This window comes from Actinoalloteichus sp. GBA129-24 (assembly GCF_001941645.1).
Taxonomy (GTDB): domain Bacteria; phylum Actinomycetota; class Actinomycetes; order Mycobacteriales; family Pseudonocardiaceae; genus Actinoalloteichus_A; species Actinoalloteichus_A fjordicus.
The window spans coordinates 3,641,110-3,653,561 of sequence record NZ_CP016077.1 but is presented as its reverse complement, the minus strand read 5'-3'; the positions used below and the strand labels follow the sequence as shown (position 1 = coordinate 3,653,561).

At 63.3% G+C, this 12,452-nt stretch carries 9 protein-coding genes; 1 reads left to right on the top strand and 8 read right to left on the bottom strand.

The annotated features are described in order from the left end of the window. Positions 1-96 precede the first annotated feature (96 nt). From UA75_RS16385 to UA75_RS32920, 8 genes are all read right to left on the bottom strand, one after another. Positions 97-621, bottom strand: coding sequence for a hypothetical protein (locus tag UA75_RS16385; protein ID WP_157434230.1), 525 nt, complete (start codon positions 619-621; stop codon positions 97-99). 129 nt (positions 622-750) lie between these two features. Then, complete coding sequence (locus UA75_RS16380) at positions 751-1,380, bottom strand: hypothetical protein (RefSeq protein WP_075740984.1); 630 nt, start codon at positions 1,378-1,380, stop codon at positions 751-753. 450 nt (positions 1,381-1,830) lie between these two features. Then, positions 1,831-3,942, bottom strand: coding sequence for a hypothetical protein (locus tag UA75_RS16375; protein ID WP_075740983.1), 2,112 nt, complete (start codon positions 3,940-3,942; stop codon positions 1,831-1,833). Between the two features lie 88 nt (positions 3,943-4,030). Further along, a complete protein-coding gene (locus tag UA75_RS16370) occupies positions 4,031-4,405 on the bottom strand; it encodes a DEAD/DEAH box helicase family protein (protein ID WP_075740982.1) in 375 nt (124 codons plus the stop codon). Positions 4,406-4,663: 258 nt separating this feature from the next. Further along, on the bottom strand, positions 4,664-5,140 hold the full coding sequence (locus UA75_RS32925) for a phosphotransferase (RefSeq protein WP_232251233.1): 477 nt from the start codon (positions 5,138-5,140) through the stop codon (positions 4,664-4,666). Between the two features lie 93 nt (positions 5,141-5,233). Continuing rightward, on the bottom strand, positions 5,234-6,406 hold the full coding sequence (locus UA75_RS16360; RefSeq protein WP_075740980.1) for an McrC family protein: 1,173 nt from the start codon (positions 6,404-6,406) through the stop codon (positions 5,234-5,236). Further along, positions 6,403-8,151, bottom strand: a complete 1,749-nt coding sequence (locus UA75_RS16355) for an McrB family protein (RefSeq protein ID WP_232251071.1) — start codon at positions 8,149-8,151, stop codon at positions 6,403-6,405. Before UA75_RS16355 ends, UA75_RS16360 begins: the two co-directional genes overlap by 4 nt. A 216-nt stretch (positions 8,152-8,367) precedes the next feature. Further along, positions 8,368-10,164 carry a hypothetical protein gene (locus UA75_RS32920; RefSeq protein ID WP_157434228.1) on the bottom strand — a complete coding sequence of 599 codons (1,797 nt, stop codon included), beginning with the start codon at positions 10,162-10,164 and terminating at the stop codon, positions 8,368-8,370. A 1,111-nt stretch (positions 10,165-11,275) separates the two neighbouring features. On the opposite strand from UA75_RS32920, the gene UA75_RS16350 reads away from it, so the two are divergent. Beyond that, entirely contained in the window at positions 11,276-12,217 is a 942-nt protein-coding gene (locus UA75_RS16350) for a hypothetical protein (RefSeq protein WP_157434227.1), read from the top strand. The last annotated feature ends 235 nt before the right edge of the window (positions 12,218-12,452 follow it).

The following is a 12,452-nucleotide window of genomic DNA, read 5'->3' as shown; positions in this document are numbered from 1 at the left end:
TGGGCGGACGGGATAACAATATGCCTTGACCTGTGTGTTTGGGTCCTTGCATGCGTGCGACGTGGGCCCGCTGGACATCGCAGAGGACATCGGAGATCACCTGGTGGGATGACGATGACGGGGGCGGCTAGGGAAGAGGAGACTTGTGAGGCGGTGTCCCACCGCGATGCCGACACCGATGAAGAATCCTGTGACCACGTCCGGCAGCTTCGCGCTGATGTGACGGATGTGTTGGCGTGGCATGGGATCCGGATCCGGATCCGGATCCGCGGGCGCGGTGAGGTGAGCTGGTGCTCGGCTTGCAGAAGTGACAGCGCCGGGCCGGGGCAATGTGCGCACGTTGCCGGCGGCCTCGGCGAGCTTGGTCGAGACGGGTTGGCCCTCCCAGACCAGGACTTCGACGCGGGCGACCTCACTGTCGGTCAGTGCGGCGAAAGCGTGGTCGCCGGAGCAGACGGTGAAGAGCACGCATCCCTCGGCCTGCATCCGCCTCGCATGGACCAGCAGCATCGTCTCTGCGGCGTCCGGACCGGGCAGCGCAAGTAGGGGTGCGACGCCCAGGCTGGCGAGTGTCGAGGCGGTGGAGTCGTCATCGAGGCCGTCGGTGGCGTAGGCGGCCACGGCGTGATGGTGAGGTTCGGCCGCATCGAGTAGGGCGGTGACGCGTGCTCGCAGCGTGCGGGCCTTGGGTCGGAAGCCGACCACGTTCTCCAGGTCGATGAGGACGAGCCGGTCTGTCGGCCGCATCGGTCAGGCGCGCTTCATCGCGTGCTTGCGCCTAGTGCTCGTGCCGGGCAGATGGCGTGGCTGGCCGGGCGTGCGCAGATCGCGGTGGCTGTTGAGGAAGCTGTCCAGCCTGCCCTCCCAGCAGCGCCCGAGCTCGTTGGCCAGGCGGGTGCCGTGCTCGCAGGCAACCCGGTCGGCTGGGCTGTCGGCGTGTTCGGCGGTGTGGGGTAGCAACATGTTCAGTTCCAGGGCGAGCGCCAGGACTGCACGGCGCACAATCCCCGCCGCAGAGTCGTCCGCAGGCTGGTCCGGTTCGTGGTGGACGATCGCGCGGTTGTCCACGGGAATCTGGAAGCCGCTCCGGATCAGGCCGTCGACGGTCTCGGCCAGCGGGTCGAGGTAAGGCAGGGACGGCGCCTCACGCAGCCGATCGGCGACGGCGGCCATGAGATGACTGGCGTTACGGGCCAGCGTGGCGTCGTCCAGGCTGTTTCGGGCCAGGAACCAGCCTGCGGCTTCGGCGGTGGCGAAGCCGTGCCACGCCGCGAGCAGCGCGGCCTCCGTGTCGGTCGCATCGGTGGAGCGCACTCGGGCGATGGCCTCGGCGACCAGGTCTAGTGCCGCCCAACCTCGCCCGGCCGCGGGAGTCATCATGTGCGGGGACGGTAGCGGCCCACCTGCGGACACCGATGGGCGATGGCACTGTGAGGCTGTCCATTACCGCCCGGCGCTGGGACAAACTGCTGCGCCTACCCACGTTGACGATTCGGAGGCCGTGCAGCGGGCGTGGCTTCCTCACAATCACTACGGATTGCCTCCAGCACCCTAACGAGCAGGGCGACACCGGGAAGGCGGACGTAACGAAAGAACGGCTGGCGCATGCGAAGACGTGCTTGACACTTTGCGCTGTGAAGAGCTCAGACTCGAGGAGGGGGGCAACAATCAACAGGGCAACGTCGCCGAGCGAGCAATACGGACCTACTCAAGGCCGCCGATCTGCGCAGCGGTCGTCGCGATGCGCTCCAAGGCACGTGCCTGCGCACGGCGTGGTGAAGATGTCAGCGACCGTAGCACCAGAGTTCGGCACTGAATGGTTCCGCTCCATCAGTCGCCGGGCCTGATCCGGTTCTGCGTGAGCCGATCGATTACCTGGCTCGGTAGGCAGCCGTTCTCAGTCATGACAGACCTGACGTGCTGCCGCTGAGCGTGCTCGGAGGCGATTCCGACTGCGGTCATCAGCAGGTCAGCCCAGACGACGGCCGCATCGCTGGCGATCTCTTTAACGACTCCGGTCGAGGCCAGGTAGACGTTCGGGTTCGCCGCCTGAGCGTGCTGCGGGTCTACCGACAACTTGTCCGACACGATGATCGCTGGGCTGGCCGCCGGCGGGTGATCCATCCCTCGGTCCGCCGCCAGCTGGTCAAGCTGGGTGTTGGCCTGGCGAACATCCTTGAGCGGAAGCAGGCCGTCGTCATGCTCCTCCGACTTGGCCTCAATGGTCATCCACATGGCGGTGCCCCACACCCAGGCAGAGTCGCAGCGACCTCGACCCTTCGGCTTGGAAGCCTCGGCCCCGAGGAACGATCCTAGAGTCGTCAGGCCGCGTTCGTACCGGGTTGCCTCATCATGCGCGATAGCTTCCTGCATCTCGATGAGGGCAGCGTTGATCTGCTTCGGCTTGAGTTGGCCGCGCAGGCGGGCGACGACTTGGTTCACTGCCACGATGTCCCTGGGGACGAGCGGGACCGCCTCGGCGCCCGGAAGCTCCCGCATCTCCTTGAGCCAGGTGCCGCGATTAGCGGCGAGAGCGGCCTCTCGAACAAGCTGTCGGGCACGTGACCGTTGGGTCTCGTCCTGGGCACCAAGGTGCAACCACAGACCAGCCAGGTACACCAGCAGACCACGGTAGCCTCGCGTCGCAGCCGGACCGACATGCGGCACCGCTTCCTGAAGCTTCTCGCTCGCGCCAATCCAGTCGCCGCCGAAGGCCAGCTGCCACGCCTCAACCTCCAGCGCAGCAGCCTTGCCGAGAGCGTCAGTTCCTGGTGGCTCGACCTTGACGGCGTCGTGTCGGAACTCGGCTACCGCTGGCTCACCTTGCTCACGCCAGTGGGCACCGTGGTCAAGGAACATCTCGACGTTCTCAATAACCTCGTCAGGGTCGACGCCCTTGCTGTTCTGCCAACCGAACTCGACCTCGGCCTGCAACTCAAGTTCGAGCGCCTTGAGGTTTTCGGGTCGAGAGAAATACTTCATGATGTCCGAACCAAGCACGACCACCACTGCGTAGTCGTTCGGGCCACGGGTGCAGCGGCCGGCGCCCTGCACGATGCGGGACCGAAGGCGCTCGGCTAGGGCGGCGTTGGCCTCTGCCCGCTCGCTCAGGAACCGCTCCTGCAGCCCGACAGCATCCGGCTTACCATCGAGGACAACAATCCGGCAGGCATCACCGGGCAGATCGAGTCCGTTGTAGCGGTTGGCCAGACCTAGCACCCCAGTCGAAGCCTCGGCGAAAGACTCCAGACCCTGCCGCTCTAGATCGTCTCGTCCCATGACCGGCACGCCATCGCCGGCCAGCACCTTGGCTGCCGCTTCGGTGTTGGTGACAGTCGCCTGGCTCAGTACGAGCGCCTTGTCGGTGAGGCTGATGATCTGCTTGGTCAGGCCGACCGCATCCCCACCTTTGACCAGGTCAGGGAAGACAAATAATCGCCGGCCAGAGCGCGGAGGCGTCTTGGTAGGAAGCGGCATCCGCACGATCTCTCGTCGCCCGAAGGCACGTTCCAACTCGCCGCCCGAGCCGAGAGTCGCCGACAGGTAGATGCGTTGCCTGGTGCGAGCGAAGATGTGGTTTTCGTACGTCGGCGGGATCATCGGACGGATCTGGATGCCGCCGTATGATAGGTAAACACAGCAGGCTGCCAGGCCCGACCGGATCATGGCGAGCTTGTACGATTGAGGTTTGGGCAGATCCGCCAAGGCGGCGTCGAGCTTGCTCAGTGCCGTCTGGTCAACTGCGGGCAGGATCAGGCGTACCTGGTGGTGCGCGCCGGGGTCGGGCTCGCCTTCGAGACGCTGGATGAGGAGACCGGACAGGAACGGCTTCAGCGCCTCCAACACTTGGTTGTACGCATCCTCGTCGTCGTAGCGACGGATACTTATGCCGTACTCGTTCCCGACGAACTGCTCACCCGCGTGGGCGTCGTCGAAGATCACCAGTCGGGGATCGGGAAGCTTCGGACTGCTGTTGAAGACAGCACTGTAGGTCGCGAGCCCGATCGCCTCGCCGCCCTCGACCGACGCCTCATCCGCCGGATCCCAGTGCTTGGCGCTTCCGGTCAGGGACCGCGACCGGAATACCCTCGCGCTCGGCCGTTGCCGCCACCTGACGCGCGAGCTGCTTGGTCGGCGTCGCGTAGATTACTGGCCCCAAGGCCTTCCGCCGCACCCACTCCCCGATGAGCAAGCCCGGCAGCGTCTTGCCTGTACCCGTCGGCAGTTCCAGCGCGAGGTCTGGAGTGTCTTGATGGTCCTCGGCGTAGGCACGAATAACGTCGCCCTGATGCAACCAGAGCGAGTCGACAGCGGCCGTGGTCCGCGGCAGAGTACCGCTGAGATACAACTCCTCCGGCGACGGGAACTGTTGGACCGCCCGTTTGGTCTTGCCCAGAAATGCCATGTTCTCCGACGCCTGCCTGTCGTTCCGTCGAGTGCTTGCTGCGCTGCTCCAGCGCTCTGAGCTCGAGGCCAGGGCGGCCATCGTTGCTTTGAACTGCTGCCTTGATCAGGATACTTGAGGTGGAGCGCTCGTAGCATGATGCCGTACTCCGGAAGTCGGTGAGGTCACCGGAACGCCAGCGGCCAGCGCTGCTAGCGGTAGGCGGGCTTTGCGTCGACTTTCAGCCACTTCGTGCGGTGAACTCATCAGGCGTTTCGGTTATGAACTCACCGTGTCACCAGAGGACCGGAGCCACCCGGGCAACGGCCGGGGCGGAACGTCGTGACCCTGACGCCGCAGCCAGCCCACGATCTGATCGAATACCATCGCGAAAACCCCGGTGATCGTGGGCTTCAGCGCATGAGACGCCATCATCACGTTGACCGTCCACAGATCACCATGCAGCCGACGCGGCTCTGGTACCTCGTTCAACACCGCCTGGTGCTTGTCCACTGCGGCCAGCACCTCGTGCACGTCGGCCGAATCGAGACCGGCGTCGTCCAGATCGGCCGCGAGATCAGCGAAGAACGCTGTGACAGCCTCGGCCCAGGTGTCGAACCCAGGGCCAGCCACGGGGCCGAATCGATCCCCTCGCACGGCATGGATGCTTCGGGCGATTCGCCCCCATCTGCCGGAGGAGCGATGCCCGTTCTGAGCGCGGATATTGTCCGATACCTTCCCCGCCCGAAACCTCATCGAGCATCGTCTGGAACAGATAATCCCGCCCAGTGATCTCGTGGGTGAAGTCCGCCGCGGATGTTCTGACATTCAGGTCGAGTGAGGGTCGGGTTACTGCGCGTTTGTGATGCGTACTGCGAGTGCGTGAATGTCGGCGAGTAGTTCGCGGCGGGGGAGTGCGAGGTCTAGGGCCCAGAGGTGGATACGGGTTCCTCCGCCGGGGATTGTGTGGGTGCTGGGGCCTGTGCCGGAGGCGTAGACGAGATGTCCTTCGTCTAGCCGGAGGGCGGTGCAGTAGGCGAGCATCTGGTAAAGGTCGGCGTGTGGGGCGTTGGAATGCGTGGTGTGCTTGTACTTGGCGTCGAGTACGGCGTTGGGGCGGCCGTGGCGTTCCCAGACCAGGTCTGGTCGGATGCGCACACGTTCGTCGGTGTCGAGGTGATAGACGGGCTGGTCGCGAAGACGTCCTAGGTCTGCTGGTAGCGAATGCCGCAGAACGGCGGTGAGCCACTGTTCGAAGACGGTGTCGAGGTCGAAGAGGAACCCGACGGCGGATGCCGTCCCTGGTGCGTGATCGATGCCGTGGCCGGCGAGGACGATCCGGGCGAGACGCAGTGCGCCCTGATACCGGTCGTTCATCCGGTTCGGTGGAGGGCACGGAACGGCGTCGCCGACGGGCAGGGGAGTCACACCAGTCAAGAGTGCCGCCAGTGTGCGGATTCCACGGCACGTCGCGGCGGGAAGACCCGGGATGCGTAGCAGTCGGAGAGCGGCGGTGAGCAGGATGCGGTTCTCGGGGATGTCGATGGTGTAGTCGTCGTATCGGACCTCCACGGGCAGCGCGAGTCCGCCTCGGCGTCGGATCTGGTCGACCTCGCGTAAGCGGCCTTTCAGTACGGGGAGGGTCTCCTCGATGGCGTGGTATCCCTGGAGCACGCCCCGGGTCAGAGCCCGACGGGTCGCGGCGTAGAAGGACATCGCGAGAGCTGTCACGAAGTCGTCGGTCTCGGCGAGGTCGATGATGTCGTCCTCGCGCCATCCCCGAGGGTTGTGCGCGTATCCGAGAAGCCAGAGCAGTCGCCGGACCGGGAACTTCGGAGTGATGCGCAGCTGGATGTCGCCGCATCGCAGGATGCCGACGCGGGAGGAGGCGGTGAGCACTGTCCGTCCGTCGAGGTCCGCGGCCACTCGTACGGCACCGGTGGCCGCCAGCATCTCGGCGGTCCTACGGTTCAGCGGTGGGAAGGCTCGGCTCTGATACTCGGCGAGCCTCAGCAGTCTCACCGCGACGGTTCCCCAGTCTCTTCCAGCGGCGGTGCATCCTCGCGGCGTGTTGCTGTTCTGCCTGTGCCCGAACGGAGCGCGGCCAGCCCATACAGGGCTTCGATATCGAGGCCCTCACCGACGTGTCTCTCCTCCATCAGCGGCAGGATGTGGTGTCTCCAGATGCGCGCGAGCCCAGGTTCTGTGCCGACCCGCCGATTCATGAGGTACGAAGGGCCGACGGCGGCGTCTCGCTCGGCGATGCGGGCGTTGAGCGCGTCCAACAGGTCGGCGCGATCGTCGGGCAGGTCGTGAGCGTGTAACCAGCGGCGGAGCATGTCGGCCACGGGTGGTTCTCCGGGGAAGAGGCCTTGCCACGCGAATCGGCGTCGCATCGCGGAGTCGACCAAGGCGATCGACCGATCGGCGGTGTTCATGGTACCGATGACGTACAGATTCGACGGTAGCCTGAAGTCGGTGGTCGGCGAGTACTGCAGCCGTACTGACCGATCGCGGTACTCTAAGAGGAAGTACAGCTCTCCGAAGACTTTCGCCAGGTTGGCACGGTTGATCTCATCGATGATCAGCACGAAGGGCACGTCCGGTGCCTGTGCGGCGCGATCAGCCAGCAGCCTCAACGGCCCCGGTTCGAGATCAAACGCGACGGTGCCAGACACCTCACCCCGGCGCGGACGGAACCCTTCGAAGAAGTCCTCGTAAGCATACGACGGGTGGAACTGGACCAACCGATGTTCACCGCCGACCTCCGCAGTGAGGAACCGGGCCAGCTCCTGCGCCAGATACGTCTTGCCCGTCCCAGGCGGTCCGTACAGGATCAGCTGTCTCTGCTCGCGCAACAGATCCACGGTCTCCGACAGCCACGACTGGTCCACGAACAACCCCGCAGCGAGGGCCGCTGTGGGCTCGAGAAGCACGGAAGTCTCCTCTTCTACGATCTCGGCAAGCACCAGGCCCGCAGCTTCGGACGTAGGTGATAGTGCTTTCTCGGGATGCCAACGTGCCATCAACTCGGGGTCGTAAAAGTCGACCCGGCCGCCGTGACGGCGTTCCACGGCGGCGCGCACCGCGATGAGATCCCGGTCGTCATCGCCGGAGACCTCGACGCCGGTCCCGGCGAACGCATCGATGATCAGCCGCTTATGCCTGCGAGACACGACCCCCTCGAACGTGCCAGGGAACGCCAGGTGCAACAGCGCGTTACGTTGACTGTAGGCCCTGTCGACAGGGAACGAGTCGGCGATGCGCCGGAAGCTCCACGGATCGCGTAACGCCTCTTCCTGTGTCGCAGGCACCAGTGCCCTCCACGCGAGCGCGAACCGAAGCAGCCATGCCAACTGCCATCCACGGTAGGCACGGTAGGCCGGACCCGGCCGGGCGAAACCACTGAACAGCGCCGCAGTCAACTCGGGCGGAACCATCACCGCCTTCGGGTCCGCCGACAGCACCGTCTCCACAAGTTTCGCCTTGGTCTCGCCACCGACGTCATCCGGCACCAACAGGTGCAGGTACACCATTTCTCCTGCCAACTGGATCGTCGCTGACGAAGCCCCGACCAGCTTGGCCCGTAATCGCTCGATGAACTGACCTTCTGCCGCCGTGTTCGGCTCGGTGACTCGCTCGAGTAAGTCCTCGGCTGCGGCAGCTGTCCATACTGCATCACTCGGGGTGAACGCCGCACCGGACTCTGTCAGACCAGCGACCAGCAACCGTCGTGTCGCTGTGTAGATGGTCTCTCCATCACTCACAGACGCATCCCACCGCGCGCTTCCTCTCGGCGCGACCACTGCCCTACCTGCCATGTACCCCGGATCCGGCACTGTCCCAGCCTATAGTTTTAGAGTTGACTCGCTTGAGCCACCCTGCTTAGTCAGGGGGCACGGTGCACTGCGTCAGGTGGTTCGACCGCCGCAGGCAGAGAGAGGGTGACTCTGGCGCGGGAGGCCCCGCGGAAGGCAACTGATTTACAAGCCGCGTGGAGGGACGTGGTCACTGCGATCACCAGGGGCTTCCACACACGCATCAGTGAGCAGAGTGGGTACCTGTTCAGCGCGATCTGTCGCACCATGGCATTCGCAACCGCTGCGGTACTCGAAATTCCCCTCCAGGGGCAAGCAAGCTTCGTCGACACCATCGAGCTCGATGCGGAGACTGTAGACAGTATCGTATTCGGACGGAAATGTCTCCCAGTGCATCGATACAGCCAAGAAGGGCATCAACTTTTCGAGTCCCAATAGATATCTGCTAGCCCTCAACAAAATCTTGGCCGACGAGTCGCCAGCGAACTCGATCCAGCTGCTGCTTCCTCGGCGAAAACCGTCTGGTTGATACTCGCGTTCTGGTAGCGGGGATTCGTCTAGCGGTTCCGCAATCACCGGTATTGGCATGGCGTCACGTGCCATCGCGACGCTTGTCCGCATAGGATCCATTTGCAAAGCTGTAAAAAACAACGTCTTCGTCATTGCGGCAAGGGGAAAATATGGCGACTCGTCAAACTCGCGGATGGTGGTTTTATGCTTATCCAACGCGTGTTGTACGTCTCGCTCGAACGTGTTCACGGCATATGTCGTCATGTTACGCAGAGGTGCCCTGCGATTCGCCTGTGCTGCTGCGGCGGCAGTTTTGGCCGCTTTCCATCCCAGGAAATAGGCGAAACCCAGAGTATTCTCGGCAACGAGTCGCTCGGCTGCTTCCGTCAACCGGGGCGCGTGGTTCTCGGTTACTTCGGGAAGGTTGTGGCGCTCCAGCTCCCTCAAGAAGAAACGTATGGCCTCCGTCGCTAGAATCTCGTGTATTACCTCCACCATTTCTTGTTGTCGCTGCGCGGTCATACTTCGTGGGGCGAGCCTCTCGGACAGATGTGAATCCAACCGATCGCGCCCCGCCTCCGAGCTTTGGTCAAATGGGATGCGCATAAAAGTATCGATTGGGTAGTATCTATCGGTCAATTTCGGAAATGGAAGATTCTCTAGTTCTCCGTCTGCCCGACTCCACTCCTCGTCAAAATCTGGCGGCTCCCAAACGAACACATTTGGCGGCGTCGTGGAATCGGGAAGGAGGAGTCCTGCGCTCCTAATGTCGTTGATGAGTGTCGAGATCTTTCTATTTCCGGAGTGAAAAGGAAATGGGTGAATCCATTGTCGCATTGGAGGTATGGGGTCTGTGTCTTCTGCGAAGCGTAGAAGTGTTAGGGTTGCGAGTTCTGTCAATATGTTAGCGTTCGGTACATCTATGATCGGCAGCTCTGTCAAGAACTCTTCGCGGATTGCGTTCAGCTGTCGGTGGTGCCACAGGTCGAGACCGCATTGGCGCATCTTTTGTAGGTGCTGTTTGTGCTGTTTCTGCTGTTGTCGTTGCTCGCGCTGCACTTGGTCCTTGCTGCTCCGCCGCGACGCTTGGCCCTCTGGTACAAGTATAGCGGCTGAACGCTGCAGCAGCTTCGGGTCGCAGTCCACACAATGTGTAGATCCTTCAGAAAGAACGCTGGTCAGACTGGAGCGAGTCCTGAGGCGAAGCTGCTCTCCGCATTGGCAGCACTGAACTTCTTGCAGAACCGCGCGCACCGCAGCCGCGGCCACGACGTTCGCTGCCCCGCGACCGTGTGTGTCGATGTCTCTGACGGGAGTCGCCCAGGCTGCTGCACCGTACTGATCGATACCGGTCAATGACCAGTACTGCATCCCGATCTCTACCAACCCAGCATCGACGCCAGCGACGGGCGTTACGTGTAGTTTGTACTTAGCGGGCAGATCCATGTTCACCCCGGTCCAATCCTGCTGTCTGCTTGTGTGGCACCGTAGCCGACGAGCTACCCTCTTCTCGATCGGGTGATCATTCATGCGTTGGGTGTGAAACCGGTACAACGCTGGCGGCTGCCCACTCGGTTGACCGCCTGGCGGTGGGTCGTACCGAGTCCTAACCACCAGCGGTGCTTTAAACGGCTGCGCAAATGGCTCCGGATCGGGTCGGCAAGGCCAAGTTTGGTCGTGGTCCCGCGCCAGCGCTCATTCTTCGCGCCGAAAGAGTATCTGACGGAGGCTGCCGGATTTGTTCGCGGTGTGTGTAGTTCGTTGGCTCCTTCGCCCGGGAGAAATACGACTTGCGTGGCTCGAGCTCAAGCTCACTCTGCGGGTTCCCTTTTCCGGTCGAATGTCTTCGCTGGAGTCTGGGAACAGTGCGGGCTGCCGGGTGGAGAATTCGATTCTTGATGCTCCTTCCCTGGATTCGCGAACGGGGGTTGGTCATTGGAGTCACATGACGGCCCGACATCACCAAGACCAAGGTTCAGGGACTTTCGTTCGACAACGACGGTATCCTCACCGACAGCACTGCCGCAATCGAAGCTTCCCGCAGGCGTTCGCAGGTCTCGGGATGCCATTGGCACCTTCTCCGATCGCCCGTCACGTCAGATGAGATCTTCAGCCGGTGTATCGCTGCTTGTGTCCGTGACGAAGCTACGGTGGTGCCTAGCGCAGCCGAATTTCATCGGTGCCGTGTCCGTCAGGGATGAACGGTCGTCACGTCGTTTACTGCAGTCGTCACTCAGGCTCGCCGATCGACCCACCTCGTCTGCACGGGGAGAACTGAGGGTGCCTCGCCTTCGCGATCGGGGCCAGTTTATTGATGGGCTTGTCTTGGTGATCGGGCAGCGGCGACTGCACTGATAGCGGTGATCTCAAAAGCAGCCTGACATCAGACTAGTTACGCACCGTGTCCTACGTCGCCACCGGGGGCCCTGGCTACGTCATTGTGTGGCCGCGACGACTGCACCAGCAGGACCGCAGGACGAAACGGCGTCTCGAGGCCAGGCGCCGTATACTTAGAGTCGCCGTTCGATTGCTCAGCGTGGCGCTTGCGTGATCTACTTCACCAATGACCACTTTCGGGCCTCCGTCGCATGAGGAGAACATGCTGGGCCACGTGGCCCTGGTGCCACACCGAGATGACAAGCTCACCCAGCATGCGGCCACCCGCACGGTCATGGCTGATCTCGGCGAGGCCTCGCCAGCGCCCATCATGGTTGTGGCCTACAACAATATCCTGGAGCCCTACTATCACTCTCTGTGGTGTCCCAGGGCGATCCTCATGGCGCTGGACCGAACCCCGGACGGCGTCTCCTATCCGATGAGCCCGCAAGTCGCAGCCAAACGGCTGGTCGCCCAGCGCCGACGAGACCGACGCTCCGGAGCACAGCACGCGGATGGAGACGACGAGCGTGAACTCACTCCGATGGAGCGCGTCGTCCGGAAGCGCCTTGGCCGCTGGAACAGGTCCAAACCCCCGAGGGAGGGGTTTCGTGACGCAGAAGAGTTGGCCGAGGCACTGCGCCGCCAGTCGATCGGCCAGGAGGAGCCCACTGAGCCCGCTGCGGCGGCGAGCACTCGGGATGCGGTACTGGAGCCGTTCCGGCGGCCCACGAGGGTCGACGCGGTGCGGCGGGTGCGGGAATCGCAGGACCGGACCCGCCGGGCGCTTGCCAGTCTTGGATCGCCGTACGTGCCGCCGCCCGTTCCCAAGCCGCGCGCCGAGAAGCTTCGACGGGCCTGGCAGGATGCGCAGGACACTCGGGCTGCTTACCATCTTGAAGCTGACACCTCAGCTGCGGAACTGCCTGCGGTCCAGTTGTTGCGCCAGTACCGTGCCGACGTGGCCGCAGGATGGGTGCTGCAGGACGATGCCGTGTCGGCTGAGCTGACCGAGGCGGCTCGTCAGGCGCTGTTGCGGCACCACCATCAGCGTCGACGAGCGTCACCGTTCCGGGCGTCGATGGACGCCCTCGACACTTATCTCAACGCGGACGGTGGTGATCGCTAGCGATTTCTTGAAGGCCTTGTTGGCCGCTATCGCCAATTGCGAGATCGACAAGTTTTGTTGAGTGCAGCCCACCCTTCGCGTCCTGTCCTCGAGATCGGCATGAAGTAGAAATGATTGGCGATCTGAATGACCACTGTGTCGTGGTTCGCTCTCCAGTGTGGCGCTAGCGAGCTCGTCGGGCCTGCCATCGAGAAGACACACAGCCGGTTCGTCGTCACCTATGACGACGTATCGG